36 protein-coding genes, 1 pseudogene and 2 other annotated features are annotated in these 26,927 nt (G+C 36.6%); of the genes and pseudogenes, 33 read left to right on the top strand and 4 right to left on the bottom strand.

Annotated elements, in window-relative coordinates; translation table 11 throughout:
* The 11 genes and pseudogenes from ACNSTQ_RS21835 to ACNSTQ_RS21785 form a co-directional block, all read left to right on the top strand.
* Positions 1–151: pseudogene (locus ACNSTQ_RS21835) on the top strand (LD-carboxypeptidase); the annotation flags it as partial.
* A 150-nt stretch (positions 152–301) separates the two neighbouring features.
* Positions 302–760, top strand: a complete 459-nt coding sequence (locus ACNSTQ_RS21830; RefSeq protein WP_418201864.1) for a pyridoxamine 5'-phosphate oxidase family protein — start codon at positions 302–304, stop codon at positions 758–760.
* Positions 761–1,208: 448 nt separating this feature from the next.
* Positions 1,209–1,697 (top strand): DUF4825 domain-containing protein, encoded by a 489-nt coding sequence (locus tag ACNSTQ_RS21825; RefSeq protein WP_418201863.1) that lies wholly within the window; start codon positions 1,209–1,211, stop codon positions 1,695–1,697.
* A gap of 193 nt (positions 1,698–1,890) precedes the next feature.
* Positions 1,891–2,100, top strand: coding sequence for a TraB/GumN family protein (locus tag ACNSTQ_RS21820; RefSeq protein ID WP_418201862.1), 210 nt, complete (start codon positions 1,891–1,893; stop codon positions 2,098–2,100).
* Positions 2,069–2,419 carry a TraB/GumN family protein gene (locus ACNSTQ_RS21815; protein WP_418201861.1) on the top strand — a complete coding sequence of 117 codons (351 nt, stop codon included), beginning with the start codon at positions 2,069–2,071 and terminating at the stop codon, positions 2,417–2,419. Before ACNSTQ_RS21820 ends, ACNSTQ_RS21815 begins: the two co-directional genes overlap by 32 nt.
* A 383-nt stretch (positions 2,420–2,802) precedes the next feature.
* The gene (locus ACNSTQ_RS21810) at positions 2,803–3,405 is read left to right on the top strand and encodes a hypothetical protein (RefSeq protein WP_418201860.1); all 603 of its coding nucleotides are present in this window, start codon (positions 2,803–2,805) and stop codon (positions 3,403–3,405) included.
* 129 nt (positions 3,406–3,534) lie between these two features.
* On the top strand, positions 3,535–4,038 hold the full coding sequence (locus ACNSTQ_RS21805) for a hypothetical protein (RefSeq protein WP_418201859.1): 504 nt from the start codon (positions 3,535–3,537) through the stop codon (positions 4,036–4,038).
* Positions 4,035–4,319 (top strand): hypothetical protein, encoded by a 285-nt coding sequence (locus ACNSTQ_RS21800; protein ID WP_418201858.1) that lies wholly within the window; start codon positions 4,035–4,037, stop codon positions 4,317–4,319. The genes ACNSTQ_RS21805 and ACNSTQ_RS21800 overlap by 4 nt, the downstream gene beginning before the upstream one ends.
* A 230-nt stretch (positions 4,320–4,549) precedes the next feature.
* Positions 4,550–5,251 carry a DUF421 domain-containing protein gene (locus ACNSTQ_RS21795; protein ID WP_418201857.1) on the top strand — a complete coding sequence of 234 codons (702 nt, stop codon included), beginning with the start codon at positions 4,550–4,552 and terminating at the stop codon, positions 5,249–5,251.
* 174 nt (positions 5,252–5,425) lie between these two features.
* Entirely contained in the window at positions 5,426–5,638 is a 213-nt protein-coding gene (locus ACNSTQ_RS21790; protein ID WP_418201856.1) for a hypothetical protein, read from the top strand.
* A gap of 343 nt (positions 5,639–5,981) precedes the next feature.
* Complete coding sequence (locus ACNSTQ_RS21785) at positions 5,982–6,671, top strand: SDR family oxidoreductase (RefSeq protein ID WP_418201855.1); 690 nt, start codon at positions 5,982–5,984, stop codon at positions 6,669–6,671.
* A gap of 105 nt (positions 6,672–6,776) precedes the next feature.
* Here the strand turns inward: ACNSTQ_RS21785 and ACNSTQ_RS21780 are convergent, their stop codons facing one another.
* On the bottom strand, positions 6,777–7,262 hold the full coding sequence (locus tag ACNSTQ_RS21780; RefSeq protein WP_418201854.1) for a CBO0543 family protein: 486 nt from the start codon (positions 7,260–7,262) through the stop codon (positions 6,777–6,779).
* A gap of 296 nt (positions 7,263–7,558) precedes the next feature.
* Between ACNSTQ_RS21780 and ACNSTQ_RS21775 the strand changes: the two genes are divergently transcribed.
* The 3 genes from ACNSTQ_RS21775 (at position 7,559) to ACNSTQ_RS21765 (ending at position 11,451) form a co-directional block, all read left to right on the top strand.
* A complete protein-coding gene (locus ACNSTQ_RS21775; protein ID WP_418201853.1) occupies positions 7,559–8,977 on the top strand; it encodes a Na+/H+ antiporter NhaC family protein in 1,419 nt (472 codons plus the stop codon).
* Positions 8,978–9,427: 450 nt separating this feature from the next.
* Positions 9,428–9,589, top strand: coding sequence for a hypothetical protein (locus ACNSTQ_RS21770; protein ID WP_418201852.1), 162 nt, complete (start codon positions 9,428–9,430; stop codon positions 9,587–9,589).
* Between the two features lie 356 nt (positions 9,590–9,945).
* Positions 9,946–11,451 carry a malate:quinone oxidoreductase gene (locus ACNSTQ_RS21765; protein WP_418201866.1) on the top strand — a complete coding sequence of 502 codons (1,506 nt, stop codon included), beginning with the start codon at positions 9,946–9,948 and terminating at the stop codon, positions 11,449–11,451.
* Positions 11,452–11,594: 143 nt separating this feature from the next.
* Here the strand turns inward: ACNSTQ_RS21765 and ACNSTQ_RS21760 are convergent, their stop codons facing one another.
* Both ACNSTQ_RS21760 and ACNSTQ_RS21755 read right to left on the bottom strand, forming a co-directional pair.
* Complete coding sequence (locus ACNSTQ_RS21760; protein ID WP_418201851.1) at positions 11,595–12,092, bottom strand: DUF4188 domain-containing protein; 498 nt, start codon at positions 12,090–12,092, stop codon at positions 11,595–11,597.
* Positions 12,092–12,649, bottom strand: coding sequence for a PadR family transcriptional regulator (locus ACNSTQ_RS21755; RefSeq protein ID WP_418201850.1), 558 nt, complete (start codon positions 12,647–12,649; stop codon positions 12,092–12,094). The genes ACNSTQ_RS21760 and ACNSTQ_RS21755 overlap by 1 nt, the downstream gene beginning before the upstream one ends.
* A gap of 334 nt (positions 12,650–12,983) precedes the next feature.
* On the opposite strand from ACNSTQ_RS21755, the gene ACNSTQ_RS21750 reads away from it, so the two are divergent.
* The 16 genes from ACNSTQ_RS21750 to ACNSTQ_RS21675 all read left to right on the top strand — a co-directional run bounded on the left by ACNSTQ_RS21750 (position 12,984) and on the right by ACNSTQ_RS21675 (position 24,245).
* On the top strand, positions 12,984–13,406 hold the full coding sequence (locus ACNSTQ_RS21750) for a hypothetical protein (protein WP_418201849.1): 423 nt from the start codon (positions 12,984–12,986) through the stop codon (positions 13,404–13,406).
* A gap of 49 nt (positions 13,407–13,455) precedes the next feature.
* Complete coding sequence (locus ACNSTQ_RS21745; protein ID WP_418201865.1) at positions 13,456–13,854, top strand: ASCH domain-containing protein; 399 nt, start codon at positions 13,456–13,458, stop codon at positions 13,852–13,854.
* A gap of 170 nt (positions 13,855–14,024) precedes the next feature.
* The gene (locus ACNSTQ_RS21740) at positions 14,025–14,255 is read left to right on the top strand and encodes a DUF3953 domain-containing protein (protein ID WP_418201848.1); all 231 of its coding nucleotides are present in this window, start codon (positions 14,025–14,027) and stop codon (positions 14,253–14,255) included.
* A gap of 635 nt (positions 14,256–14,890) precedes the next feature.
* The gene (locus tag ACNSTQ_RS21735) at positions 14,891–15,346 is read left to right on the top strand and encodes a hypothetical protein (protein WP_418201847.1); all 456 of its coding nucleotides are present in this window, start codon (positions 14,891–14,893) and stop codon (positions 15,344–15,346) included.
* A 109-nt stretch (positions 15,347–15,455) separates the two neighbouring features.
* Positions 15,456–15,872 (top strand): DUF350 domain-containing protein, encoded by a 417-nt coding sequence (locus tag ACNSTQ_RS21730; protein ID WP_418201846.1) that lies wholly within the window; start codon positions 15,456–15,458, stop codon positions 15,870–15,872.
* A 716-nt stretch (positions 15,873–16,588) separates the two neighbouring features.
* The gene (locus ACNSTQ_RS21725; RefSeq protein ID WP_418201845.1) at positions 16,589–16,957 is read left to right on the top strand and encodes a hypothetical protein; all 369 of its coding nucleotides are present in this window, start codon (positions 16,589–16,591) and stop codon (positions 16,955–16,957) included.
* 58 nt (positions 16,958–17,015) lie between these two features.
* Positions 17,016–17,552: a hypothetical protein gene (locus tag ACNSTQ_RS21720; RefSeq protein ID WP_418201844.1), complete on the top strand. Its 537-nt coding sequence runs from the start codon at positions 17,016–17,018 to the stop codon at positions 17,550–17,552.
* Between the two features lie 187 nt (positions 17,553–17,739).
* A complete protein-coding gene (locus ACNSTQ_RS21715; RefSeq protein WP_418201843.1) occupies positions 17,740–17,883 on the top strand; it encodes a hypothetical protein in 144 nt (47 codons plus the stop codon).
* Between the two features lie 274 nt (positions 17,884–18,157).
* Positions 18,158–18,424, top strand: coding sequence for a hypothetical protein (locus ACNSTQ_RS21710; RefSeq protein ID WP_418201842.1), 267 nt, complete (start codon positions 18,158–18,160; stop codon positions 18,422–18,424).
* Positions 18,425–18,624: 200 nt separating this feature from the next.
* Positions 18,625–18,810, top strand: coding sequence for a hypothetical protein (locus ACNSTQ_RS21705; RefSeq protein ID WP_418201841.1), 186 nt, complete (start codon positions 18,625–18,627; stop codon positions 18,808–18,810).
* A gap of 78 nt (positions 18,811–18,888) precedes the next feature.
* Positions 18,889–19,227 (top strand): hypothetical protein, encoded by a 339-nt coding sequence (locus ACNSTQ_RS21700; RefSeq protein ID WP_418201840.1) that lies wholly within the window; start codon positions 18,889–18,891, stop codon positions 19,225–19,227.
* A 33-nt stretch (positions 19,228–19,260) separates the two neighbouring features.
* Complete coding sequence (locus ACNSTQ_RS21695) at positions 19,261–19,806, top strand: hypothetical protein (RefSeq protein WP_418201839.1); 546 nt, start codon at positions 19,261–19,263, stop codon at positions 19,804–19,806.
* 406 nt (positions 19,807–20,212) lie between these two features.
* Complete coding sequence (locus ACNSTQ_RS21690; RefSeq protein WP_418201838.1) at positions 20,213–20,650, top strand: MarR family winged helix-turn-helix transcriptional regulator; 438 nt, start codon at positions 20,213–20,215, stop codon at positions 20,648–20,650.
* 15 nt (positions 20,651–20,665) lie between these two features.
* Positions 20,666–20,879 (top strand) — a binding site (T-box leader).
* Positions 20,880–20,921: 42 nt separating this feature from the next.
* Positions 20,922–22,166 carry a tyrosine--tRNA ligase gene (gene tyrS, locus ACNSTQ_RS21685; protein WP_418201837.1) on the top strand — a complete coding sequence of 415 codons (1,245 nt, stop codon included), beginning with the start codon at positions 20,922–20,924 and terminating at the stop codon, positions 22,164–22,166.
* Between the two features lie 621 nt (positions 22,167–22,787).
* Positions 22,788–23,330: a GNAT family N-acetyltransferase gene (locus ACNSTQ_RS21680; protein WP_418201836.1), complete on the top strand. Its 543-nt coding sequence runs from the start codon at positions 22,788–22,790 to the stop codon at positions 23,328–23,330.
* Positions 23,331–23,606: 276 nt separating this feature from the next.
* The gene (locus ACNSTQ_RS21675) at positions 23,607–24,245 is read left to right on the top strand and encodes a hypothetical protein (RefSeq protein WP_418201835.1); all 639 of its coding nucleotides are present in this window, start codon (positions 23,607–23,609) and stop codon (positions 24,243–24,245) included.
* Positions 24,246–24,434: 189 nt separating this feature from the next.
* Here ACNSTQ_RS21675 and ACNSTQ_RS21670 read toward each other — a convergent pair whose 3' ends face one another.
* Positions 24,435–24,635: a small, acid-soluble spore protein, alpha/beta type gene (locus ACNSTQ_RS21670; RefSeq protein WP_418201834.1), complete on the bottom strand. Its 201-nt coding sequence runs from the start codon at positions 24,633–24,635 to the stop codon at positions 24,435–24,437.
* Between the two features lie 205 nt (positions 24,636–24,840).
* Positions 24,841–25,063 (top strand) — a binding site (T-box leader).
* 49 nt (positions 25,064–25,112) lie between these two features.
* Between ACNSTQ_RS21670 and ACNSTQ_RS21665 the strand changes: the two genes are divergently transcribed.
* The 3 genes from ACNSTQ_RS21665 to ACNSTQ_RS21655 all read left to right on the top strand — a co-directional run bounded on the left by ACNSTQ_RS21665 (position 25,113) and on the right by ACNSTQ_RS21655 (position 26,767).
* On the top strand, positions 25,113–25,568 hold the full coding sequence (locus ACNSTQ_RS21665; RefSeq protein WP_418201833.1) for an HIT family protein: 456 nt from the start codon (positions 25,113–25,115) through the stop codon (positions 25,566–25,568).
* On the top strand, positions 25,561–26,364 hold the full coding sequence (locus tag ACNSTQ_RS21660; RefSeq protein ID WP_418201832.1) for a protein phosphatase 2C domain-containing protein: 804 nt from the start codon (positions 25,561–25,563) through the stop codon (positions 26,362–26,364). Before ACNSTQ_RS21665 ends, ACNSTQ_RS21660 begins: the two co-directional genes overlap by 8 nt.
* A 199-nt stretch (positions 26,365–26,563) precedes the next feature.
* On the top strand, positions 26,564–26,767 hold the full coding sequence (locus ACNSTQ_RS21655) for a cold-shock protein (protein ID WP_275120653.1): 204 nt from the start codon (positions 26,564–26,566) through the stop codon (positions 26,765–26,767).
* Positions 26,768–26,927: the final 160 nt, after the last annotated feature.

Here is a 26,927-nt window from a genome sequence, read left to right as displayed (position 1 = left end):
ATACATCCTTGATAAACATCCTTTATTGAAACTAATTCCAGTTCTGTACGATGTTGATTTTGGGCATACACAACCAATTTTTACATTCCCAATTGGTGGGATTGTAGAATTAAATAGTATAGGAAACGAAATAAAAGTTACCAAATTTTAATTACTAAAAACAAAATTGTTCTATACAATTAATTTAACTAACGAGTGCGTTACTTCAAGAAGGAGTAAGGCTTTCTTTTGCTGAATTAAAGAATAGAATTGTTGAAGAATGAAGGATATCATTAAAAGCTAATTAGCTACTCAGGAGGATATGATGAAAATTATTAGGGATACAGGTAGAAGTTTTGATTTAGAAAATTTTCTTTCTATGCCATTAGTAGCTCATTTATCAACGGTGGCAGGAGATTCGCCAAGAGATTCACCTGTTTGGTTTTATTGGCGAGATAAAAAGATTTGGATAATAGGTACAGCATCAGATACATTTCCAGATAGAATAAGAAGAAATCCAAAATGTGCTATTGGAATAGTAGATATCAACCAGGATACCGGTCTATTTTTACATGCAGGATTTAGAGGAACTGCAACTGTTAAGCCTTTTGACGAGATAATAGCAAACCAGTTACTTTCTCGTTATTTGGGAACTGAAATCGAAAAGTGGGACCCGCGTTTTAAAGATTTAGATTATAGTAATGTTTTAATATGCTTTACACCTGAAACAGTAGTAGCTCGTGACCAATCATATGTCCTTCCTAAAAGTGATGAAAAGTAGATTGCTCAAAAGAATAGCCTCTTATTGTGCAAACGATGGCGATTGCTTAATAAAGTAATCGCATCTTGTGCTAACGAAGCATGTTATTTATGTTTTCCATATTGGAATATAGTGTAGATATAGGGTCCCTTTGATGTTGATTCTATTGGACGGGAGTGTTAGAAAAAAATCTACAAACTTGAAGGAAACAAAGTATGCATTATCTGATTCCTTTAATGCATACTTTGGATTCTTATTTTTCTGGAGTGCTGGTACATTTCGTTGGTAAATGTATGGGTGGTGTGTGGTAAATTTCTTGGTGTGCTGTGGTAAAAAATAGCAAGGGTTGTAACATTTTGTGGCTGTAATCAAAATGTAGATATTTTAGGAATTTGGATATAAGAGTAATCTCTTTTCAAAGCTCTTCCGATATAATTGAGGTAAAGCCAGATAAAAAGGGGAAATAAAAATGAGAATGATTAAGTTTCTGTTGTTTTCACTAATGGTAATGCTTTTACTGAGTGGGTGTCATTCAAATGCGACAGATACGAATGGAGATATTTTTCAATATAAAAATTCGTTTGTCGGTGATAACAATGCAGTAGGAAACATTACTAATCAGTTACCTGCAGCAGAGTACTTAAACGGTTTTGAACTGAAAACAAGCGAAGAACCGTATGGAATTATCTTGAATTATGAGGGATTAATATCAGATCAAGAGTACCGAGAAACTGTGATACACAATGCAACTTTTTTATTTACGTTAGTACAAAATGTCGATTGGATCACATTTAATTCGGATCTAGGCGAATATACAATTACGAAAGAACAACTGCAGGAGTGGTTTGATATAGAATTAAGTGAAGTCCAAAACGAAGATGAACTAAGTGAACTTATACAAGTAAACTTAGCAGACACAAATAAAGTGAATCACTTTTTCAAGAACGGCGAGCGTTAATTCAGTAGAATTAGCGCTTTTAAATTGGTGTTTTAATAATCATAAAAGAAAATTGAATGAATTCTATAAAATGAGGAACTTTTTTTATAGTTATAGAGTCTTATAGGTAGGAAATGTTTTTTAGTAATATTGATAAAACAAATAATCATTCGTGGTAATATAGGAGTATTACCTGTTAAATTATGTATTTTTTGTGTTTTATACGAACTGGGAAGTGAATAACGATAAAACAACAGTCTATCTACTAGGTTCTTTTCATAATGGGTCCGGAAACATGTATCCAATGAGAAAGAAAATCGAAGACGCCTTCCAATCTTCCAATTACTTAGTATTAGAAATTGACTCTACAAACGAAGATTTTAAAGTATTATATGACACTAGCTTATTTTGTTACGTTGCCTGATGATGAACAAATAAGCCTTTTGTTATCCAAAGTTGAAGAGATAAAAACAGGTCAATCTGTTTATAGCTATCCGATAGAATTATGGAAAGCTGGTAACCACCAAACGTTTGAAGAATGGATATATAATACATACTTGGATGACGAGAATAGCTTTGGAGATCAAAGGCTAGAAAGTTTTGTAGAAACGATGCTGATAAAAAGAAATCAACTTATGGCAGATCGAATAATTGAATTTTTGTCCAGTGAAGATGAAAATCATTTTTTTGTAATTGCGGGAGCCGCTCATTTCTTTGGAGAAAAAATATTATTAAAATTCTAGAAGATGCTGGGTATAACGTTATCACTCATTAGCTAATATGGGCGAGGTTTTAGAAGGTATCGCCTTCCTTATCCCCTCTCAAGGAGGAAGTTGAATAAATAATGAATAAGAAATTTGCTTTATATCTTTTTGCTTTTTCTTTTTTTGCGGTATTGCTGTTACAGGAATCTACTACATGTATGTAAAATAAATGGTTGGTTGTTTAATAAGGCAGCCTAAATAGACAAGTAATTAAGCTATCGGATACGTTTGTGCAACAGCAACTGGAACAATAAACTTCTAGTGTAATACATATATATTGACGAGAAAAATGGAGGTGAGGAAAATTTACTTGATAATCATAGCAATAAGTTATTTTTTTACTCACAGGGGAGAGGGTGCTATTGAAAAAAACTAGGGGTGTTTTTCTTCTAGTCATCACATTGTTCATTGCTGGTTGTAATAATGATGCCATCTTAATAGAAGAATATCAGAAGGAATTAAAAGAGTTAAATGATAAAATTGTTGAGCTTGAAGAAACCGTTACGAAGCAGCAAACAGTAATTGACAACTATGATAAAGAATTTTCTTACATAATGAGATTTACAGAAGGTGAATTAAAAGCATACGAACGTTTTTTTGAAGACAAAGATGTCCAACACCTATCGGATTTTTCACCAGAAAAAATCGTGTTGATTTATTTTCATTCAGTGGTAATTGCTGACGTTGAAGCAATATATTCACTAACATACGACGATGGTACGTTACCTGACCTAACGACATTTAGACAGAAGTATTATAGTGAGGGGATTCATAAAAAAGAACTGGAAACCACCCTAGACTTTAGATACTATGATTCAATTAAAGTTAGAGAAGATAATAAAACTGAAAATGAGGTAGCTGTCGAAATGGGTGTAAATTTTGGCCTATTTTATGCAACAGAAATGTTAGGATTGAAAAAAGAAGATGGAATTTGGAAAATGGATATTTTACATTTGTTAGAGTAGCTTGAGCAGAGAAAGGAATAAGCTTCTTTACTATCAGGGCAATAATTTAATAGACCGTGACACTACTTGTGTTAACAATGCAAATTAGTATAACAAGCAGAGCCATCTTGTAAAAGTAGGATGAATTATATGAAACAAACAAAAATAGGCCCTTGGACGATCGAGGTCGATGTTGATAAAACAAAAGAATTTTATGATAAGTATCATTTAATCACTGAAGATTGTGATTGTGATTACTGTGCTAATTATGTTTTAGCGTGTGACAGGTTCCCGTCAGAGATGAAAGATCTTTTTCAATCACTTGGTATTGACCCTCGCAAAGAAGGTGAGATTTCTGAGTATATGGAGAATCAAGATAGTACCCATTTATATAGTGCATTCTATCATATGGTCGGCAGAATAATTGAGGGACCTAAATTATGGACACCTTCCAAGAAAGGCAGTAAGGTTTCGACACCTAGTTTTGTTGAATATCATGGTGTTGAAATAGGTTTCAGTGAAGATTTAGCGCTAGTTCCAGATGGGTTTCCGGTACCAACTATACAGTTTGAGATTCAAATGAATGTGCCGTGGTTGTTAAGGAGGCCAGTCCTTAACGAGCAGCGTTTATTTAATAAAGGAGACTCTCAATGAAGAAATCTTTAATAGGATTGGTATTAGTTTCTATCTTATTGAACTTAGTAGGATGTTCAAAAAAAGAAGAGCTTCCCTATGCTTTACCAGGTAATCCTTATAAAATAATATATGTTACTTCAGATGACGTAATAGGTGATGAATACTATGGTAAAAACCATCAATGGTATATAGAATTTGATGAAAATGAGGGGGTATATTTTAATATCATTGTGAATGGTTTAAAAGGGATACAGGATATTGCTCCTTCTTTAAAGGCTGAACAAGCACCTTATGTGTAATTTTGAGTACCAAGGAATTGGTCGTAGAAACAACTAATTTTGAAGAAGCTAAGAAATTCCTTTTGGAAATTACCAAATAAATTTTATTCAACTGTCACTGGTTGTACTAACAACAGGTATATGCAAGAAGAACTGTTTAGATATGCCCTTGAGTTGGTCATTTTAGGCGTATAATTTAAAGCCATTCGGTAATCCTTCTGATAGAGTAACGATAAGGCGGTAATTAAAAAATGACTATGATTGAGATGGTAATCCGAACAACAGTTGGTTTCATTATTCTTTATATTCTTTGTCGTCTTCTTAATAAAAAACTCATTGCGCAAATGACCTTTTTTGATTTTGTAGCGGGGATTACGATAGGTTCCGTCGTCGCCAGCTCCATGTTAATGAAAGATGTTCCCGTTCTAGTTGGGATGGTTGGTTTAATATTATTTTGCTTTTATACTTTTTTAAGCAGCATAGGGGCCATTAAATCTTTTCTTGGCAGAAAAGTGTTAGAGGATGAGCCGACGTACTTAATCAAAAATGGAGAGATTTATGAAGAAGGATTAAAAAAGGTCAGGCTTACGATGGACAGTCTATTAACGGGTTTACGAAAACAAGGCTTTTTTTACATTGATCAAGTGGAGACAGCCTATCTAGAAACAGATGGAACGATTACGGCTTTGGCCAAGCCCCCTTATTTAAATGCCATGCAAAAAGACGTTTTCAATATACAAGCAAGTCGTGGGATTTCACAAGCATTTATTATTGATGGTCAAGTCCTTTCCAGTAGTTTAAAGCTGTTAGGAAAGGATATGACGTGGGTTCGCCAGGTTTTACAAACATATAATGTAGCTAATGTAAAAGACGTCTTCTTTGCACAGATCGACGAACTGGGGAATGTATACATTGATGTGAGGGATGACCTGCCTAATAAAGATCAAAAATAGTTGGTGGATTTTACTAATTAGTCAAAGCCTAGACCAATTCATTAAAAGAGTAAGGGAGAAAAGCACTCAAGGCAGAGTGCTTTTTTCTTGTGTCCACTAAGTCACGTTTATTACTTAAAGTTAAATAAAAAGGAAATTTGTGTTAAAATGGATGGGATATAGGGGGCATATAAAATGAAAACTATGATGTTACTTCTACTTTGTAGTGGTTTCCTAATTTCAGCATGTAGCAGCCAAGAAAAAACAGCGGTGACAGAAGTTTTGGATCGAGACTTTGAGGCACTTCTTATTAGTAAAATATACGAGGTTGAATCACCTTTTCAAGAAGGAGCAACAGCTTCAGTTGATGAAATTATTGAAGAGCCAAAACAAATAAATGCAGTTTAAAAGATCATAAGTGACGTCCCGTTTCAACCCATAGCAAAAGATCAAGTCGTCAAAGAATTACTACATAAACGTCCTGAGTATACTGTCATTTTTATTGAAGACTGGTCCGAATCTGGTCCAGTCGATACGGGATTTTGGATATCTGAAGAAGGGTTTATCGTACATCCGACTCGGGAAGAAACGTATTATATTCATCGTGATGTTGGTCGGTTATTTGAAGAAATTTTAGAAGTGTTAGACGTGGAATTGATTGTTCCGTCTGAATAGGTTTAAATCAAATCACACCTAGGTTTCGGACCCATGAAATTACATAACTATTAAAATTTTTAAAGGAGTGATGTATATGATGAAAAATCAAACGGCGATTATAACGGGTGGAACGAGAGGGATCGGAGCAGGCATCGTGAAGCTGCTTTTAGCAGAAGGCGTTAAAACGATTGTATTGGCGAAAAACGAAGAGTCAATCGCTAACCTTAAAGAAACAATGGGTGATCTAGGAGAATTAGAGGCCTATAAATGTGATATTACTTCAAGCGAACAAGTGGCAGCAGTCGTGGAAACGGTTTATGAAAAGTATGGTCGGATTGATACGTTAGTGAATAATGCCGGTGTTGGTGTGTGGAAGCCATTTGAAGAAATGACGGAAGAAGATTGGGATAGTCAATTGGATACGAATTTAAAAGGGGCTTTTCTATGCAGCCAAGCGGTTTATAAAAAGATGATGGAGGGCGAAGGTGGACAGATTGTCAATATTGCATCTGACCTTGCCTACAATACGACCGAAAAGGCGTCCGCCTATTGCGCAAGTAAATGGGGGCTGCTCGGGTTGTCTCATACGATGAATAAAGAAGGAAAAAAACATGGGATCCGTGTAACAACGGTGTCGCCTGGTTTAGTTCAAACGGATTTCGGCGGGGTGCCTGCAGCGAAAAAGACATCCGGCTTAACCGTGGAAACGGTAGCTGAACAAGTCTTGTCTGTCATTAAAACGGGGAAAGATGCGGGGCAAGTAGAGGTTATCATTAGACCGTAAAATAATCTAGGGTAGAGTAGTGATTCTAAAGTAATGGGCTAGTCTCAATCCGCTTATGCTGGTGATCACAGCATTAAACTACGAAAGGCGAGTGTGTAACTCGCCTTATGCCTTTTTAGTTGAATCTAGGATGTCCATTAGTTTTATAATGGAACGAATCGTAAATTTAGCAGCGGCTATTGTAATCAAGGAATGAATACCAGTCCACCCTTTACTATACTTAATCAGTTTCGTATTTCTTTCAAAAAATACTTCTAATATGGCTTGAGGCATAGCAAAGAGCCAAACTTTCAAAAGAGCTCCCATCCAATTATCTTTTAAAGTAGTTCTACAATACCAGATCGTTATCGTGGAACATAAAAAATAATCATAAATGATGCTACTTTTAAAAATGGATGGGAACAGCCTTTCGGGATATTTTAAAAAGCCTTTGGAAGCTAAAGTTGGGGCTACAAATGTGTTGGCATAGGAATTAAGAAAAAAACATAATAACCATTTTCTGTATTCTTTACCAATGATTGAAATTGGGGTAATGACAAGAACAATAGCAACTAAAGTTTTTAAGATGTTTTTTTCAAGTGTATTAAACATACGATCATCCATTTCTGTGAATTAATAATGTACAGAACTTTCTCCTGTTTTTATTATTTGCGGTTGCAAATGGATTTATGTATTTAGATTGTACATTAAAGTATTTGGTTTGGTATCAATAAAGCATTCAAAAATCTTAATAACAAGTAGTTCTTAATAACCTTAGAAGCGCGGTGACTCCATTGAGTGATCGCTTTTTATTTATATAAGTAAGTATAATATTCCATCTCGATCACACAATAGTTAGACCAATAGCCTTGGCATAGAAAAAATAATGACTGAAGCAGGTGATCGAGTTGGATACAAGCTGGTTTTCAATAATACCGTTTTTAGTCGTCATTCCGGTAGCAATCTACACCAAACAAGTACTGCCAGCCCTATTCCTAGGTTTATTAGTTGGATCTTACCTAATGGAACCTACGATTATCGGCGGTATTCAAACATTATTCGTTTACGTGGTTCAAGCACTCATTGATCCCAATAATATTAAAATTATTGTCTTTCTTTATGCGTTCTCCGGTTTAGTTGGAATGATTAAGATGACAGGTGGAATTCGAGGCTTTGTCGAAAAAGCTGCTGAGAGAATTCAAACGCGCAAACAAGCATTGCTTTTAACGTATGTGTCTACGATTGGTACGTTTGCAGCGCCGACTTTTCGCTTTGTCACGATTGCGCCGATCATGAGGGCGTTACTGAAAAAAATAAAAATGACAACAGCAGAGCTCGGGTTTGTCATCGAGACGACGGCAACTCCAGTGATCGTCTTAATTCCTGTCGCTACGGCATTTGTCGGTTATATGGTGTCTATTATCCAGATTGCAACTGAGAATCAAGGAGTTAATGTTGATCCTTACTCGTTATTCATTCAAAGTATTCCGTTTAATTTCTTTTCCATTGTCACGATACTCTTAGGGATTTACTTGAGCTTTTTTCACCATTCGAAAAAGAAGTCCGACGCGCCAACACAAATTGATGAAAAAGCAGCAGATGACAATAATGATGATTGGCATGATTGTCACCCGGCCGTTGCCAATGAGTTACCGATCAAACCGATGAATTTACTGTTACCATTAGTTCTTGTCATCAGTCTGACGTTATTTCTCACGTGGTGGGATGGCTATCAAAAAGGCTATGACTTCTTTGAAGCTTTTATTAAAGCAGAAGTACTCGATGCGATGGTGATTGCGCTCCTTATAACTGTTTTAGTATCGATGGCTTTTTACTTACTGCAACGATTTGAGTTGGACCGGCTGATCGCTGGCTTTATGGAAGGCGGCAATGAATTAATGTCGGTCATTTTGCTATTATCGGTTGTCTGGGGACTGTCTTCGATTACGGATGACTTAGGGTTTTCAGCTTTTGTAACAGCTCATTCCGGGTGGATCCCGCAAATGTTTATTGCACCACTCATCTTTATTTTCGGAGCTGCCGTTTCGTATTTTATCGGTTCGGCTTGGGGGACTTGGGGGATTTTAATGCCTCTAGGAATTTCACTAGCGATTGTAGGCGATGTTTCACTGCCATTAGTTGTAGGGGCAGTGTTCGCAAGTGGTGCGTTCGGGGCGTTTGCGTCACCACTAAGTGATGATACGAATACGATCGCCAAAATTTTGAACCTCTCCGTTATTGAATACGCCAAATATAAGTTGAAGCCGGCTTTGATTGCTGCGGCCATTACCGTTGTACTTTATTCTGTAGTTACATTTTTGTATTAGGCGTTTTTTGCAGGCTGTAGCTTTTGTGAGACAGTCCAACCCAAGTTTAATGCTGTGGGACTGTCTCGCAAGCTAGGGATTGTCCACCCTTTGGAGCTTTGGGTCTGATGAGTGTGATTGATTAGCTGCTTTTCCTTTAGTGCATGCCAGGTGGGAGAATGATTAGCTGTGTCCTCCTAATATTTCCCTCTACCGCACACGAAAGCGAGTGATTCATTGACGGTTCCTCCTAATATTTCCCTCTACCGCACGCCAAACCGAGCGAATGGTTAACAGTTTCTCCTAATATCCTCCTCAATCGCACGCCAATCCGTCCGATTATTTTAGTATTAATCTTAATATCTTAATTTCCCCTCCAGATTGCACCATTCATTGTTGTTCAGTTTCATAAATTAAGATATCGTAAGTAGTGTATCTTTAACGAACTAATCTGCAAGGGGAGGGATCTAGATGAGATGCGGCGCAAAATGCTTTCTTGTTGAGATCGAACTAAAGGGAGAAAAACAAATGAAGTCAGTCACCGCGAGAACCCCGGTGGACGCAAGAAAAACCATCCGAAGTGAATACGGAAAAGAGACTGTGATCTTATCGGTGACCGAAGAGAAAAAGTAGGCCTGATTTAAAATTTCGTTGTAAGCGCTATAAATACAAGATCAGAAAGGTGCAACGAGAATACAAGGAAAGGCAAAGTTCTCAAAAAAAAAATGCGTCCAGGTCTTATTTTGTATAGCTAAAAATCATATTGGAACTTATAATTGACTATGGTGAGAATGTAGAGAGTTCTCGTTATTACTAGATTGTAAAAAATTTATAATTATCATATAATAGTAGATATTTGACTCAATAAAAAGGTATGCAGCATGAGAATGGTTATGACGAGACAGAAAAGGTGTGTGACTAGCTCGCACTTTGCTGGTGTGACAGCCTTACACCTTTTCTACAAATTCTAGGGGAAAAGGTTGGTAAAAATGACGACAAATGGGGAAATCAAAACAGACGTTATTTTAATTGGCGCCGGTATTATGAGTGCGACTTTAGGTACACTTTTAAAAGAGTTGGTACCGGAATGGGAAATTACAGTTTTAGAGAAATTGGATAAAGCTGGCGAGGAAAGCTCAAACGAATGGAATAACGCAGGTACGGGACATGCGGCACTGTGCGAGCTGAATTATACAGCTGAAAAGCCGGATGGAACTGTGGATATTAGTAAAGCGATTAATATCAACGAACAGTTTCAAGTTTCAATGCAATTTTGGTCTTATCTTGTAAAAAATAAATTGATTACTAATCCAGAAGACTTTATTATGCGGTTGCCGCATATGAGTATGGTCCAAGGAGAAGATAATGTAAAATTTTTAAAAAATCGTTTTCAAGCGCTTTCAAAAAACCCTTTATTTGATGGTATGGAATACTCCGAAGATCCAAAAAAACTTATGGAATGGATTCCGTTGATTATGCAAGGTCGTACATCGAATGAGCCTATTGCTGCAACTAAAATTGACTCAGGAACGGATGTTAATTTCGGTGCGTTAACACGCATGTTAATTAATCACTTAGAAAGCCAAAATGTTAATATCAAATACAAGCACACGGTTGAGGATATTAAACGTAATAGTGAAGGTTTATGGGAAGTAAAAGTACATGACCATAGCATCGGTGAAATTTACCGCTACACTTCAAAATTCGTCTTTATCGGCGGAGGCGGTGGAAGCCTTCATTTACTGCAAAAATCTGGTATACCAGAAGGAAGAAATATTGGTGGTTTCCCGGTAAGTGGAATCTTTATGGCTTGTAAAAATCCGTATGTTATTGAGCAGCATCATGCAAAAGTATACGGGAAAGCCAAAGTAGGAGCTCCACCAATGTCTGTTCCGCATTTGGATACAAGATATATTGATAATAAAAAAGCGTTACTTTTTGGGCCGTTTGCTGGTTTTTCACCAAAGTTCTTAAAGACAGGTTCCATGTTCGATTTAGTAACGTCGGTTAAACCGAATAATGTCTTAACAATGTTAGCGGCAGGCGCAAAAGAAATGTCATTGACAAAGTATTTAATTCAGCAAGTGATGCTGTCAAAAGAACAACGCATGGAAGAGTTACGTGAATTTATCCCCAACGCCAAGAGTGAGGATTGGGAATTAGTCGTAGCAGGCCAACGTGTTCAAGTCATTAAAGATACGGAAGCAGGCGGTATGGGAACACTTCAGTTTGGTACTGAAGTTATTACAGCTTCTGACGGCTCGATTGCTGCATTACTAGGAGCTTCACCAGGTGCGTCAACTGCTGTACACGTAATGCTTGAAGTGATGCAAAAATGCTTCCCAGAGCAAATCAACGAGTGGGAACCAAAAATCAAAGAGATGATTCCTTCTTATGGCGTCTCTCTCATGAATAATCCAAAGTTACTAAAAGAAATTCATAAGTCAACAGAGGAAATCCTGGGTTTAGTCGAAAAAGAGCTAGTATTAAATTAAGATTTCGTTCAAAAGATAAAACGAATGTACTCATAGATTGAGAGTACATCATAAAGACATAAAGACCAGATTTAAAATAGAAACTGAACCTTTGATCTTCTTTAGATCGAAGGTTCAGTTTTTATTTCATGCTTAAAGTTCCGCTAGGGTTTAAGCTTATTTTTTCCCTTTGATCCAAGGCGTTTACGAGCGGAATTTTGTTCAGAAGTAATGGGAATATGGGTTAACGCTTTTCCTAGACCGTATAGCGGCATGTTCCCGTAAATAGACTCGTATTCTCCGCTTTTTAGCTGATACGTTTCATGATATATACCAACTGCCTCATTGTTCCCAATCTTTTTATTAAAATTCTCCCAAGCTTTCATATGCTTCTCACTTCTAGCATAGGCAAGCAAGTCTTCCACGGACCGCCAATATTGAATCATCGCAGTCGTCCTTAATCCGAAATAGCTTTCCATCGATAAAAAACCTAAAGTATCCTTATTGCTATAGAGCTCCTTAATCATTCCTGGCATCGCGCTAAAGACGGGAACCCACTTATGCAGTGCCAATGGTTTATTAATTCTCATTCCAATAATAAAAACGACAATATTTTTTGTGTTTTCAGTCGTATAACGTCCAGTAAAAATAGGACTAGTCATTACGGTCCCTCCTTAGTTACAAGTTTTTCAAGCGTCGCATTACACCACTGGATGGCAGCTTCTGTCACCCGTTTTCCATAATCTAACGTGATTAACCAATACTTTGCATCCGCTTCGTTTTCATGTTGGTTCACAATTGAATATTCGATTGTTACATATGTTTCGTAACGTTCTTCTAATTTTTGTTTGTAATTTTTGATCAGCAATCGCGACTGTTCTTCGGTTTGATACTGCCCAAAAAACAACTTTAACAATATTTCATTTCGTTCCATAGGAAGTTGTTCGATCGGTTGCTCCAACCAGTCTTTTAACGTCTCCATCCCTTTTGACGTGAGGTAATATTCTTGTCGATCTGGCTTTCCTTGATTAGAAACCGTTTGAACTTCGGCTAACCCTTCTTGAACAATAAGTTTCAAAGTTGGATAGATTTGTCCATAACTGATCTTCCAGAAATGATTTAAGCTATTATCCATTAATTGTTTAATCGCGTAACCCGTATTACAACCAGTAGTTAAGATACCTAAAATCGCATATGTTGTATGATTATAATTTTTCAATTTCAACCACCTATCTAAAAGATATATATCATATAGATATATAATAACGAATTTTGGAAATAATTACAAGATGTATTTTTTAAATAGGAGTTGAGAATTTAGAGTACGAAAAGCACCAAATGTCATTATGCGGTTTTGGTGGAGATTGGTATTGGAGAACTAACAAAAGAGAACTTTAAAACAAATATGGAAAAAAGTAGTCCAACCATTGGGAAGTGATGTTAAGATAAAGAAGAGTTTACTTCAAACGTAGGGTGCTCGTTAAAGTGAAATAGTGTTATGAATAGTGAATTCCATAGTGAAGTAAATCAATACCGGGTCAGGAGTGTTTTATTTGAAAAATTTTATAGTATTATTAGTTTGTTTTTCTTTTCTTGCAGGCTGTTCCAATTTGGAGAAAGCCAAGGAAATTAGGGTTCTTGGTCAAATGAAGCCTGATCAAGAAGGTCACTATCATTTTTATTCGTTTTGGAGTGCTATTCCTAATGAAAACTGGGAAGAGACAGAAACGGACGAAGAGCTCAGAAGACAGTTTGAACTCTATTTTTCCTTTGATGTTCCAGTAGGAAAACTCAGTGTCATTTCATATCAGTTTGCTGATTCTGGTCACTTTAAAGATTATGTTGAAGTATTAGATATAGAGGAATTCCCAACTTTTATTATATTGGATCATGAAGGAATAGTATTAAGGACCACTGATGTAAATGAACTTTTAGATTTTATTCATGCTTTACCAGATATGGAGTACGATGAGTAAATAATAGTTTTGCGATAATTTTTAGAATAGGGGATTTGTGATGTCGGAAGTGAAAATACAACCGTATACAATGGTTTTTGGTTGGGAAAATGACAATGGAATTGGCGAGAAGCTAATCCAACAAATTTTAAAAGGGGACAAAACAGCTACTTGTGCTCCAAAAGAAGAATATTCTCAAAAAGAATTAGACGAAACGTACGAGCCAGTTGGTAAGTTGGTCACTGTGTGTGATAAAGACGGCCACGCTAGATGTAATGTTAGATTAAGAGAGGTATTTGAAACGACGTTTGGTGATCCGGATTTAAGACTTGTACGAGGCGAAGGGTACGGCGATAATGTTGAAACGTTTCAAGATACGCATAAAGCAGCTTGGCAAAATATTGGGATTGAATTAATAGAGGAGACCGTATTAGTTGTTGAGTTGTTTGAGCTGGTACAAGACGTATAGGGCAGGGCGGTTCTTCGATATGAGGGGGTGCTCTTTTACTTTATCAGAACGAATAGAAAATAGTTCAAAATTAACGAGAAAAGGGAATATTCACCAAATGCATTATTACATATGGTACGATTGTAAGAAGGATTAAAAATTTCATCCAGACAGGTTTCAGGGGGAGAGAAATGCTAAAAGTATTTAGAATAATTTTTTCTATCATAGTGGTCGTACTAGCAGGTTTTATGTTGCTGACTCAAAACTTTGCGTTTATGTCTTATCTAATGCTGCTACTAGGTGTTTCTATATTACTGACGGGAGTCATAGAACTTAAGAAAGATAAGTATGCGTTTACGGGTTATTTGAGTATTTTTGCTGCTTTGTTTGTTTTTTATGTTTCAATTCAAGGTTTGTATTAGGGTAAAGGTGTAGTTGTTCGGTTGGCCAAGTTGTGCTATTTTTCAATCCAGCAAGAAATTATATTATAAAAAAGGTCAGCAAAAGCGCAGATGATCTGTGCTTTTTTTGCGTGCATAAAACAATAAATGATTAACTTAAGGAATAAACGGTACTCGATCATTTTTAGGCACTGACAGGACCTTATTTACTTAAAAAAGCGATGTTTACGGCTGTTAGAGCACTCAGAAGACCTTATTTATTGCAATAGAAGTGGATTAGTCTGATTTTTTTTGGAATAAGGACTTCTGAGTACCCTAAACTATTGAAATTCCTCAATTTATCACAAATAAGGGCCTATGGAGTCCGTAAAATTTTTAAGCAAAAGTCAGTCAATAAATACTCACAAATCCTTCTCTCATTATAAAAAATTCGCTATATGATGGTAATTATTCTTTCCAAACCAATTAATTTCTTACAAATAGGAGATAATAGATGAAGTATGTGAACGCCGAACAACTGTGACAAAATACTGCGTCGATGCACGGAATGTTAAGATAATTTTTCTATCACTGGGTACCATGATAACGACCGTAAATAAAATCGATGAACAAGAAATGTTTAATCATACCTTATAACCTTCAAAAGAGGTGTTAACATGAAGAAGCCAAAAACCGATAAGCTATTGAAAGGATTACTTAGTTCCAGTGTGGCGTTTATGGGATTGACGGCTTGTTCGCCTGGACTGCCGGATGAATTGTTTTCCACACCTGCAGAGCCTGATCCTAGTGCCCAACCCGATCCTAACCTCTTGCCATCGCCCGAGGAGGCGGATTGTGATACGTGGACGTGGGACGAAGAAGCTGAAGGCTACCAATGTGTTGAAGAGGGCAATGTACGCTATGGCCATTATTACTATGGAGGGATGTGGTTCCCGACCATGGCTGCCTTCTTGGTTGGGAGAGCATCAGCTGGAGGAGGCACACGGACAAGACAGCCTGCTGTAACTCCACCACGTACGGATGGAAATGTAAATCAACCTACTCAGCCAAGAAACCCAGAAGCGACAAATCCTCGTTCAGGTATGGGTGGAGGAGGTCGATTTGGAGGCTAAGCAGTACACCTTTTACACAAAAGCTAGTGTTTTCCAAAACTGTTTCGGTTTACACAGATTACGGATAAACTATATTATTTCTTACCTTTCGGGGTGAAAGGAGAACGTAATGGACTTTAGCTATTATCTTCAAACATTGGATCACTTTTTGATTTATTTAGCCGTATCGCTCGTTTTATTTATCATGGGAACATATATCTTTAAATTAATCACACCCTATTCGGAGCGTGATCAAATTCGAAGCGGTAACTCGGCGGTGGCCTTAAAACTTTTAGGAAAAATGGCAGGCCTCGTCGTCGTGTTACAATCTGCCGTCCTTCACGCGATCAACTTAGTTGATTTGGTAATTTGGGCCTTTATTGCGATCATTGTTCAAATTGTTTTACATATCGTTATTGAATATGTGTTTACTCGAAATACGAACTTGGCGAAGGAAGTGGAAAATGGCAATGTGGCTGTAGGTCTGTTTCTTGGCGGTGTTTCGGTGTTAGTCGGCCTTATTGTCGCTGCTAATATTAGCTTTTAACGAGGCGGATCTGAATGTACCTTTCTATTTCATTCATAAACAGAACGTGTGTGCGTATAGGGGGATATTAGGACAAACCGTCAATGAATAACTTGCTTTAGTGTGCGGTAGAGGGAAAAATTAGGAGGAACCGTCAACGAATTACTCGTTTTCGTGTTCGGTAGAGGAAGAAATTAGGAGAAACCGTCAATGAATCACTCGCTTTCGTGTGCGTTAGAGAAAAAAACTAGGAGAACTCGACACCGTTCACTCCCTTTGTCGTGCTACTAGTAGTTGTCACTCACTTTTTTGTTATCAAATAATATAAGCAAACACGTATCTGCTCTTTGTAGATGCGTTTTTTAACTTTTTTATGACGTTGTTATAGTTTGAAGTTGAGTTTGAGTTCGTTAAAAAATAGTAATATTACAACTTTTTGTTTAACACAGCCATTTCTAATACTAAAGATACTATTGAAAAAATAGGGAATATATGACATTGTTAAACTGACAGAAGTGTTCTTATATTTAATTGTTATTTTACTACTAATAAGTTTTGCCTGTTTTAAAGAATGGAGAAAAGAGCCGGAAAATAAAATTGAAGAATTGGACAAACGTATAAAGGAGAAAGACCATCAGCTATTATAATGTGGTTAGGTAGAGAGGTTGCTATTTAGTTAGCAATACAATTTCGGTAACTGGATATACGAATAAGGAACTCTATGAAGGAGGGAAGGGATGGAGATTTTTACTACTTTACTTGTTTTTTTGTTTTGTATAGCTCTGAACTTTATATTTATAAGATTATTTTTGTCAGGTTCTTTAGGGTCGAAAGGAGTGCTTCGATTTCTTTTTCTTTTTTTCATTGGAGGTTTTCTAGGTGGGACTATTCTTTACCTGTATTCTAGTTTCGGGATTGACACGGATACGTTCGGCAAGGTAGGAATAGCAGCTACTGCCATTTTTCTGTTTTGGGTAGAAAGAAAGAGGGCAATCCATGAGGCCGTCGATCAGGACAAGCCGGCTGATCGATTATCTAGAACTTTACTGTATAGTGCTTCAGGTTTAGTGGTCTTGCCTCTCGTTATACATTTTATAGTAAACTAAACTTAGGATTAGAGTTAGTTAAAAACAACTGCGTAGTTACATATGGAACGGAGGACCTATGAAGTATTTCATTCTACTATTAATTATGAGCGTATCAGTAGCTTGTTCGAACGCAACGACTGAAAAGGAAACGGTTGTTTCGGTTGACGATGGCGATATAGTTGCGATTGTTAAGGGGGAAGAGATTACGCTAAAAGATATTCGTTCGTTATACAATGTACCTGACGAAAAGATCGCGATAATGGTTAAGAATTTTGTAAAAGAAGAAATCATGGTGTTAGAAGCGAAAAAACTGGGTATTGATGTTTCGGGTGAAATGGAAGGCATTGAATTAGCTTTTCCCTTTGACGACACTGAAAATGAAGATTTTTTTGAAAATCAAGCAGAGTATCTTAATATGACAAGCAGAGAATATTATGATGTTTATTTTAAAGAACGCCTCGAACGTAATGCCTATGTAAATAACTTAGTCAACGAAGTCTTAGATCTATCCCAATATGGAGTGGACGATACTGAGCTGCTCGATGAAAAAATCAACGAGTATATTAACGGTCTTCTGAATGAATATAAAGAGGAGATTGAGATTTTACTATAATGTACATGCAATGCATTGTGCTAAGGCCTTAGAGAGAGATCTTCTAGGGCTTTTCCTATGTAATAAGCAGCCAACAGTTAAAGAAACGAAAGAGAAGTTAATAGAAAAAATGAGCAGAGTCAACCAATCGAATGTTAAAGTATGGTATCGTAAAACATGAATTTTAGAGAAACTTGAGGTGGATATCATGCTTTTTATTGGTATGGCTATTATTTTATTTTTCTGCGGATGGGAATTTTCCAAATTAAGAAAACAAAATGAGAAAATCATCAAACAAAATTATTTAATCTTAAATCTTTTAGGTGAAATTAAAAATAAAAACAAGCAGTGATAAATTAGAGTTTAGTAGTGATTGAACAGTTGCATCGGCATTTGTTATTTAATTGGCTTATAAAAGCGATTTAATCAATTAAACACGCGATTAAGGGAGTAACGTTATCCGATTTGAATATTTTATTCGTACGTATGAGAAAAAGAATTTTGAGTCATAAAAAAAGAGTCTATTACTCTTCAACAAGTGAATGCGTTCATCCAAGAAGAATTATTTTTAAGATGTAGCCATAGAGCTGCAGTGGGGTGGCATAACGTAAGAGAGGAGAAATAAAGTGAGTAAAAATACAAAGAAACTATGGATTAGCCTATCCGTTATTTGCTTTATGATTGGAGTTGCCGTCTGGCTACCAAACATTCTTTTAGGGAAAGCTTATAGCTACTATCTTTTGACGTTTGTGATCAATCCAGTTGGTATTTTATTTGGATACCTGGGCAGAAGTAAGACAGCAATGATTAGCAATCTTGTGATGACGAACAGCTTTTTTATTCTGATGTTTTTCGGGTATTTAATTGCCGCTATTTTTGGAGGACAGCCATAAAAATTATGTGTAATAAGCGTACAATCCCAAATTATCCGATTTGGATGCTACCTGAGAAAATAACATCCTTAGAATAACGTAGTAAAATGAAACTTCTCCGGCATTTTTTCGTAAGTCATAATATACTTTATTGTTGAAGTGAAAGCTGTAGAAATAATGAATTTTACAAGATCAAACCATTCATTACGGAGGTGCGAATATTGATTTGGCTCATTGTTATAGGTATTGGGTTATTAAGCATTATTTATGTCGCTCTGGAGGTTGCAACTTACGAAGATCAAGGTAAAGGTGGCAGATATCATTTAAAGAAGTTTAAAAGTGCTCTGTTATGTGCCTTTGGGTTTGTTACAGTAGCTGGTCTTATCTTCTATGTGTTTTTTAATTGATTGTAAAAGATTTGGTAAACGAACAAACAAACCCTTCAATCATTAAGCGTATGGTCTGTCGAGAGGGGAAAAGAGATTGTGTATACGTACGATTCATTTGAAACGTTAGGAGTCTTTACATTGCTCAGACCGATTTATATTACGGTCTTGGTGATGTCTTTGCTATTATTTTTTATCATTATCATTCCGAAATTAAACACGAGATGGCTAAATGTTTTCGCTATTATTAGTTTGACAGTTTTGTTTATTTTATTTTCTGGTCTATTATTGTATTTTTCTGGAATTATTGTGGGCGAGATTGGTTTAGGAGGAGACGCTGTATCGTTTGATTTATTTTTAGCCATTCTCGTCATTGGAATCATAAACCTCGTCATTTATTTTTCAAAACGTGTAAGACCTATTAAACAATCTATTTAAACTACAGAGAATGAAACTGGAGGGTGAAATGGGATGAGGAAACGCACAAAAGCAGTGTTCATTTTTGTCACATTCATTGTTTTTATATATGCGATATTTGCAGTTGTAGAAACAGTACATCTAAGCTCCAAAACGGTTGAAGGAGCCTTCGAAAAATTCATTAACAATGACATTAACACTGAAGGTGTTCAGAATGAAATTGGTGATAAAGAATTTTACCAAAATGGTAATTATACATTTGTACCATTTGTAGTTGATGATAATGTTTCTTTAGTTCAGTTCGAAAAAGGGATTTTTGGTTGGAAACGAATCTATTATTCTCACAATAGAAATGAAGGATTATCATATTCAACAGTGGTTGATGAGTTAAAAGGAGATATTCTTATACACGGCGTCATACCAAAAGAAATAGTGACTCAAACCAAGATCATACAAGTTAATGGAATAGATGCGGAAATTATTTTGCTCAATGATATTTCTGGAATTTGGATATTGCTGGACAATAAAATTCAAGGTAATTTTGGTTCCATCCAAATAGAATTTTTAGATGAATTTGGAAATGTGATCGCTGAAATGTAAAAAGAAAACTATCCGGAATAACTTATAGGATCATTCGCAAAGGGAGACACAAAATGAACAAGCTTTGTGATTGTGTTTAGTAATCAATAATTTTGGGCTTTGTAGCGTGCGTGTTCTACAACCATTTCCAATCGAAATGTATAAAGGCCAACGGTTAGATATATCAGATATTGGAGAGCCTCCAGAAGTAAGGAGTGAATACCTAACGGGAATGTAGATCCTTACGGTGTGGTATAGATTTACTATTAATGACCTTGTTGCATTTCTTTATTTTTTTTGATAATATCGTTTCATAGCTAACGATTATGAAAATTCAAAAGGGGGTTTCGTTATTCATACATTTAATGATGAAGGGGAATTACTTCCTGAAGAGATCGATACGATTAACCTCTTAACTAAATTACCAATGGGTTCATTGAATTTGGATGCGATAGCTGTTGTAACCAACATCTACCGAATTGCACAAGGCTTAAGAAATAAAATGGAGCGAGAAGTTTTATCAGAGTATGGACTATCGTGGACATCTTTTTCACTACTTTATGATTTATGGATAGGCAATCAGGTTGAAACCAAAAAGTTAGCAGAATCAGCTGGGGTTACAAAAGCAACTATAAGTAATATCACGAAAACGTTAGAACGAAAAGAACTATGTTATCGGAAAGTAGACAATCGAGACAGAAGAATTACGTATGTCACAATAACCGATAAAGGTAGAAAAATTATGGAAAAATTATATCCTAGGTTTCATCAAGGTGAAGTAGAAATTGTCTCTAGCCTTTCCGTTGATGAACAAAAGAAAATCTCAGCCTTATTAAGAAAAGTCATTAAAGATAATCGTTTTTGAGAGTTACTAAATATTTTACAAGCTATGACGGGAACCCTAGTAGTCGTTATCTCCCTGTATCAGAGAGTCGGTGGTTGCTGCGAATCGACACAAAGATAACACGAATTACATTCCCTGAGCTTTCTTTGTTTAATAAAATGAGCAAAGGCGGACGAGCCGTTAAACGATTAAGTGGAAGATATCGATTCTTCAACAAGGGTGGTACCGCGTGCAAAACCACGTCCCTTATTTGGGATGTGGTTTTTTATATTCTATTTTGGAGGAATGAACAATGAATGAAGTGATGAAACAACTAACAGAAGAACAGTTAAAAGAAGTAAACAGGCAAATGTCCATCTATACGCAAGGTGTGCAAGAAATTATACCTGTAGAAGACCTAGAAACGAAAGTCGCAAAATCTGTACTGGAAAATCGACCACTGAAAATTAAATTGGGATTAGATCCTTCCGCTCCTGATGTTCATCTTGGTCATACTGTCGTATTAAAGAAGATGAGGCAGTTTCAAGAGAATGGACATATTATTCAATTGTTGATTGGGGATTTCACGGGCAAGATTGGTGACCCGACAGGAAAGTCCGTTGCGAGAAAGCCATTAACGGATGAAGAAGTGAAACACAATGCAAAAACATACTTTGAACAGTTTGAAAAAGTAATGGATATGGATAAAATTGAACTTCATTACAATTCGGAGTGGCTATCCAAGCTGAATTTTGAAGATGTTATTCAATTAGCAGGAAAAATAACAGTAGCAAGATTAATGGAAAGAGACGATTTTGAAGAACGAATTGCTCTTGGAAAGCCGATATCACTGCATGAATTTTTCTACCCATTAATGCAAGGCTACGATTCAGTTGTATTAGAATGTGACATTGAACTTGGCGGGACCGACCAACACTTTAACATTTTAATGGGAAGACACTTTCAAGAGAAGTTTGGAAAAGAAAAACAGGTAGCGATACTCATGCCTTTACTCGAAGGACTTGACGGTGTGGAAAAGATGTCGAAATCAAAGAAAAACTACATTGGAATTGATGAGAATCCACAAGAAATGTACGGAAAAGCGATGTCGATACCAGATGAATTAATGAAGAAATACTTCGAATTAGTGACAGACTTTTCACCGGATAAAATGGAATCGATTCAAAAAGATATGGAGTCTGGTGAACTACACCCGAGAGATGCAAAAATGCTTTTAGGCAAGACGATTGTTCGGATGTACCACGGAAAAGAGGCAGCCGAAAAAGCAGAAAAGCACTTTGTGTCCGTTTTTCAAAAAGGAGCAGTTCCTGATGAAATGCCAGTCGTAGAGTGGAAAGGCAAACTAGAAGTACCAGCCTTAGATTTTCTAGTAGAATTAAATTTATTGAGTTCAAAAAGTGAAGCTCGTCGGATGATTGAGAACCGAGGAGTCAAACTAAATGGAGAAAAAGTTGAAGATACAGGGTTTATAGTTCCTATTACCGAGGGATTAATTGTACAAGTTGGGAAACGAAAGTTTGCAAAGATAAAAATGTAATAGGTCTGACAAAGGTGCAACTATCGGTTGCACCTTTAAAATTTCTATGGTGATTTTTATATTATAACGATGCTTTAAGGAGGATTAACGACTTTTCATATTGAAAGTAATGTGAGGTCAAGTAGTGTAGTTGAAGAAGTGAAAAGGACATACATAGATTTATAGCAGAGTATAAATATAGACAGAGGCAATGCACTGGGGTTGGGCTCTTTGGCATTTTAGGGTACTGAGAGGCCGTTATTTGTGAACAAATCAAGGTTTCGCGGGTGTTTGAGCACTCAGAAGCCCTTATTTGTTGAAAATGCAGTGACTTACACGAGAATGCAGGTAAATAAGGTCTTTTCAGGTCCACTAAATTCAAAAACCAAGCATAATTTTGTAAATAAGAGCCGCTGAGGTCCACTAAAATAAAACTGAACAGTAACGAACTCGAGAGTGTGGAGCCAGCAGGAGTTTTATAGAGTCATAACGATGATTGAAATTAAGCAGCGGATTTGTTGTATTGGAATATGAAGGAACCCCTTATTATGTATCTAGTTATTCAGGCTTTGAAAGTACCCGAGATAAAGAGACGCAGTAAATCAGTGCTTTACTAATGAACTTGAATGGGGAGGGGATCTCATGACCTATGATGATCAAAAGAAAACAATTACTACTAGAAGGCTGCTGTTAAGGTTGTTTCAAACATCTGATGCTGAAGCGGTTACTAAACTTTGTAATAATTATAATATCTATAAAAATACATTGTATTTACCGTATCCATACGTAAAACAGGATGCATTATCATGGATGGAACATCATCTTGAGAATTTCAATGCTAATAAATCTTATGAATTTGCGGTTACAGATAAGGAAACAGGAGAATTATATGGGGCTATAGCGCTTTCTCACAACCAAGCGTTTCATCATGGTGAAATCGCCTACTGGATTGGTGAGGAGTATTGGGGACATGGGTATGCGACAGAAGCTGCTCAAGCTATATTACAATTTGCATTTAAAGAAAAGCAATACCATAAAGTATTTGCTCGTTACTTTCAGTCCAATCCCGCTTCCGGAAGAGTGCTCCAGAAATTAGGCATGAAACAAGAAGGGATATTAAAAGAACACGTGATAAAAGAAAACCGCTACGAAGATCTGGTGTATTATGGGATTATTCATTCGTAGGTAGATAAAGGCTGACTCGATGTAGAATGGTTTCCAATGGTTAGAATATTTGGTTGACCCAACTGGACTTGGTCTTGGACTTATTCAAAAAAGTAAATATGATGCTATCCATGCGTTAATGAACAACTAGCAATCCTTCGAGAAGCAGGGATTGCTCTTTTCGTTAGGGTACGAATAGATGAAATAAATAAATATGAAACCTTTATCAGCATACAGACGTAAAGGTAATAAATGCACTTTTGGAATAGTATCGTTTTAGGGGAAGGAGACCTGATGATGAGATGCATAATAAATTCGTTGTTCCTATTGATAATTGCAATTGTATTATTGGGTTGTCAATCAGATGCGGTCCAATCTGGGACTGTACAACCTCCGTTTGATGCTGTTCCAGCAGAATTTGAGTTTAGACAGTTTCAACTACCTCAAGATTGGGATGTTGTTATTCTTTCAGAGCACTTTCCGGTAGAGTCAATTGCTCCAGGAGGTGTTAAATATACTGAAAACGCGAACGAAATTAGAATGCTTTTTGGAGAGAAGAGCAAAACGAATGAAGTCAATTTAACTGAAATTAACGAAGCGGAAGAGGAAAGAAATGCCGGATTTAGAACCCTCTACCACCATTCATATGAAAAAAAATATGGTGAAATGGCGATATGGAAAGTGCAAGACCCCGTTGAGGATGAAAAAAATGCATTAGAAAGCACAGTTTTCCAAACATTTGATGAGATGCCTTATGTCGAAGTAGATGGAAAAAAGGTCTATTACTATATTTGGGATGGAAGAGACAATCCCATGTTCTATGTATGGTTTTCCGATGATAAAAAATACCGATATAGCTTTGGACATATAGAAAATGAAAGACTTACGAAAGAAGATACAATGCCTTTCTTAGAAAAACTTACTATCGAACATTAAAAGATCTTGGAGCAAATGGGGAAGTGTATTAGTGGTGATCAATTGGGATCTTCTTTTTAACTACTGGTCTGCCAATAGAAATAGGAACACGGAAGTTAATACAATGTTAAACCAAAGTGTTAAATAGACCGCTAAATGCATTAGCAAAAAGCGGTCTTATTTGTGGAGGGTTTGATTGTGCTTTAAAACTTAACGCTGACCGCCCATTTGTTGTTCAGCCATCTGAACTAGACGTTTTGTAATTTCGCCACCTACAGAACCATTGGCTCTTGACGTGGAATCTGGGCCAAGTTGTACCCCGAATTCAGATGCGATTTCATACTTCATTTGATCTAGTGCTTGTTGCACTCCTGGTACTACTAGTTGATTAGAAGATCGATTGTTTGCCATTGTAAATCATCTCCTTTCTAAGTTGTAAGTATATATTTTTCAACTTGCCCTTAATTTATTCGAAGTTGAAACAGGTAATTCTATCCAGATGCGACACTCAGTGCGCAAGAAAAACGAAAGAACATCACGGATTAAAAATTAAACTAAAAAAATCATTGACGGAATCATATGGAAATTGTATTATAAGTAAAACTTTTCCAAAAATTAAAACGCAATGATTAGGAGTAGTAAGGAACGATTATTGTCCAGAGAGCTGCCGGTTGCTGAAAGGCAGTCAATAATTTCCCCAACTCGCCTAGGAGTGGTTAGACTAAAGAGGTAGGTCTAAACGGTTGACTGCCGTAATCCAGTTTTGAGAGGGTTTGCGCTATTAGGAGGCAAACCAAAAAGAGTGGTACCGCGTGAGGATTAATCCTGTCGTCTCTTTATGAGATGATGGGATTTTTTTAGTTCTGTAAAAGAAATGGGGGTATTTCTGTGAGTGAAAGTTGTTTCATTTGTGACAAGCATAAGGGTAAAGTACAAACAGCTGGAAGTGTCATATACGAAGATGAGTATGTATATGTCGGGCACATTGATAATAATGGAAAACCCAATTATTTAGGTCATCTGATGATTGATTTAAAGCGTCATGTCCCGACACTAGCCGAGATGAATGCTGAAGAAGCAAAAGTTTTTGGCGTTACGATGGCTAGACTAAGCCAAGCATTAAAAGCAACCGAACAAGCCGAGCATGTCTATGCACTAGTGTCTGGTAATGCAGTCCCACATCTTCATCTTCATTTAGTCGCCCGCTATCCAAATACCCCTGAACAATATTGGGGCCCGTTTGCTGTGTATGATGCCCCTAATGCGAGAATGGGGAGTAATCAAGACGTTATTGAAGTATGCAATAGAATCAAATGTTTTTTAGAGAGTAGCCCGTATGAGTAATAACACTTTTTTTAGCTGGGTCGGAAGCGAAGAAGCTTTTGTAGATGAAATCAACATTCGTCACTTTGAACACGTTGTTTTGGGACGTTTTGGTGGGAATTCAAGTGCGGGTCAATATAAAAATGAAGACGGGTGTCTCGTTTGGGTTGATAAAAAACAAGATCTGGAATTCGTCGTACTTTTAGATGCCCACCATACAGCCGAAAGCGCCGAGTTGGTCTTAAATTCGATCGAATCTCTTAAAGATGAACTATCTACAAGCTTCACACTTCCAATTAAAGATACATTTAAAAGTGTGTCCAGCTTACTTTTATCAACTTTTGAAAGTAGTCGCTTTAAAAACGCTTGTCAAAAAATCCAAGGGGAAACAGCTTTCCTATGTGTGGTGAGAAAAGATAAGTATATTTGGTGGCTTTCTATTGGCGATTGCGTTTTCCATTTGTACCATCCCGAACTAGCTATGTTAAAAGAATTTCAACAAAATCAGCGCAGCTTTTATGAATGGATTGGCAAAACGAATACATTTGACTTGGAGGTTCCGTGCTACAGTATGGGAACAAAAGAGCTGCGTAAAGGAAAAAACCATCTATTCTTAACAACCGATGGACTCATTGAATGTCCTAATGGTAATTATAACGACCCTAGAGAAATTTTTTTCCGTTTTGAAAGTTCAACGAATGAGCAAGGGGTGTTGGATTTATTAAAAGAGATCAAAGAAAAAAAGGTTCGAGACAGTACAACGATTTTATCCTGGATGGTTGATAGTAAAGAGGTTGGGTGCTTACCAAGTGAGTGAATTTCTTAACTTAATAAGTCCTCCTTCATTAATTTTATATTTATATTTGCTTTTTCATCTTTTTTCTGTTATTCTAATTAAGAATTATTTTTGTTCTGTTGGTAAACAAAGAGTTAGTTTTAAACTTTTCGCCTTTGATATCTATTTGAGCAATGATAGTAATAAATCGTGGAAATAATCCACACAGGAGGAAACAAACATGCAACAAGGTACAGTAAAATGGTTTAACGCAGAAAAAGGATTCGGATTTATCGAAATCGAAGGTGGAGAAGACGTATTCGTACATTTCTCAGCTATCCAAGGCGAAGGATTTAAATCTTTAGATGAAGGCCAAAAAGTTACTTTTGACACAGAGCAAGGTCAACGTGGTCTTCAAGCTACTAACGTAAAAAAATCTTACTAATAATAAGTAATCAAAGGACTCTCTTGTAGAGTCCTTTTTTTGTTCGCCCAGCATGGGCGAACTCTAACGGGTGAAAGTCCCGAGTACGACCTTGTAGCGGTAAGTACATAGCCAAAAGCAAGGGTGTCCATGGTGACGTGGAATCTGAAGGAAGCTCGAG

Origin of the sequence: Alkalihalobacterium sp. APHAB7 (genome assembly GCF_048323755.1) — a bacterium.
Lineage (GTDB): Bacteria > Bacillota > Bacilli > Bacillales > Bacillaceae_F > Alkalihalobacterium.
This window is presented reverse-complemented; position numbering and strand designations above follow the sequence as displayed.

What these genes read in the sequence shown, in the direction of transcription:
- ACNSTQ_RS21830 (WP_418201864.1), top strand. Translation starts at nt 302, where the DNA reads ATGATGAAAATTATTAGGGATACAGGTAGAAGTTTTGATTTAGAAAAT.
- ACNSTQ_RS21825 (WP_418201863.1), top strand. Translation starts at nt 1,209, where the DNA reads ATGAGAATGATTAAGTTTCTGTTGTTTTCACTAATGGTAATGCTTTTA.
- ACNSTQ_RS21815 (WP_418201861.1), top strand. Translation starts at nt 2,069, where the DNA reads ATGACACTAGCTTATTTTGTTACGTTGCCTGATGATGAACAAATAAGC.
- ACNSTQ_RS21805 (WP_418201859.1), top strand. Translation starts at nt 3,535, where the DNA reads ATGAAACAAACAAAAATAGGCCCTTGGACGATCGAGGTCGATGTTGAT.
- ACNSTQ_RS21800 (WP_418201858.1), top strand. Translation starts at nt 4,035, where the DNA reads ATGAAGAAATCTTTAATAGGATTGGTATTAGTTTCTATCTTATTGAAC.
- ACNSTQ_RS21795 (WP_418201857.1), top strand. Translation starts at nt 4,550, where the DNA reads ATGACTATGATTGAGATGGTAATCCGAACAACAGTTGGTTTCATTATT.
- ACNSTQ_RS21790 (WP_418201856.1), top strand. Translation starts at nt 5,426, where the DNA reads ATGAAAACTATGATGTTACTTCTACTTTGTAGTGGTTTCCTAATTTCA.
- ACNSTQ_RS21785 (WP_418201855.1), top strand. Translation starts at nt 5,982, where the DNA reads ATGATGAAAAATCAAACGGCGATTATAACGGGTGGAACGAGAGGGATC.
- ACNSTQ_RS21780 (WP_418201854.1), bottom strand. Translation starts at nt 7,262, where the DNA reads ATGTTTAATACACTTGAAAAAAACATCTTAAAAACTTTAGTTGCTATT.
- ACNSTQ_RS21770 (WP_418201852.1), top strand. Translation starts at nt 9,428, where the DNA reads ATGAGATGCGGCGCAAAATGCTTTCTTGTTGAGATCGAACTAAAGGGA.
- ACNSTQ_RS21765 (WP_418201866.1), top strand. Translation starts at nt 9,946, where the DNA reads ATGACGACAAATGGGGAAATCAAAACAGACGTTATTTTAATTGGCGCC.
- ACNSTQ_RS21760 (WP_418201851.1), bottom strand. Translation starts at nt 12,092, where the DNA reads ATGACTAGTCCTATTTTTACTGGACGTTATACGACTGAAAACACAAAA.
- ACNSTQ_RS21740 (WP_418201848.1), top strand. Translation starts at nt 14,025, where the DNA reads ATGCTAAAAGTATTTAGAATAATTTTTTCTATCATAGTGGTCGTACTA.
- ACNSTQ_RS21735 (WP_418201847.1), top strand. Translation starts at nt 14,891, where the DNA reads ATGAAGAAGCCAAAAACCGATAAGCTATTGAAAGGATTACTTAGTTCC.
- ACNSTQ_RS21730 (WP_418201846.1), top strand. Translation starts at nt 15,456, where the DNA reads ATGGACTTTAGCTATTATCTTCAAACATTGGATCACTTTTTGATTTAT.
- ACNSTQ_RS21725 (WP_418201845.1), top strand. Translation starts at nt 16,589, where the DNA reads ATGGAGATTTTTACTACTTTACTTGTTTTTTTGTTTTGTATAGCTCTG.
- ACNSTQ_RS21720 (WP_418201844.1), top strand. Translation starts at nt 17,016, where the DNA reads ATGAAGTATTTCATTCTACTATTAATTATGAGCGTATCAGTAGCTTGT.
- ACNSTQ_RS21715 (WP_418201843.1), top strand. Translation starts at nt 17,740, where the DNA reads ATGCTTTTTATTGGTATGGCTATTATTTTATTTTTCTGCGGATGGGAA.
- ACNSTQ_RS21695 (WP_418201839.1), top strand. Translation starts at nt 19,261, where the DNA reads ATGAGGAAACGCACAAAAGCAGTGTTCATTTTTGTCACATTCATTGTT.
- ACNSTQ_RS21690 (WP_418201838.1), top strand. Translation starts at nt 20,213, where the DNA reads ATGGGTTCATTGAATTTGGATGCGATAGCTGTTGTAACCAACATCTAC.
- tyrS (WP_418201837.1), top strand. Translation starts at nt 20,922, where the DNA reads ATGAATGAAGTGATGAAACAACTAACAGAAGAACAGTTAAAAGAAGTA.
- ACNSTQ_RS21680 (WP_418201836.1), top strand. Translation starts at nt 22,788, where the DNA reads ATGACCTATGATGATCAAAAGAAAACAATTACTACTAGAAGGCTGCTG.
- ACNSTQ_RS21675 (WP_418201835.1), top strand. Translation starts at nt 23,607, where the DNA reads ATGAGATGCATAATAAATTCGTTGTTCCTATTGATAATTGCAATTGTA.
- ACNSTQ_RS21670 (WP_418201834.1), bottom strand. Translation starts at nt 24,635, where the DNA reads ATGGCAAACAATCGATCTTCTAATCAACTAGTAGTACCAGGAGTGCAA.
- ACNSTQ_RS21660 (WP_418201832.1), top strand. Translation starts at nt 25,561, where the DNA reads ATGAGTAATAACACTTTTTTTAGCTGGGTCGGAAGCGAAGAAGCTTTT.
- ACNSTQ_RS21655 (WP_275120653.1), top strand. Translation starts at nt 26,564, where the DNA reads ATGCAACAAGGTACAGTAAAATGGTTTAACGCAGAAAAAGGATTCGGA.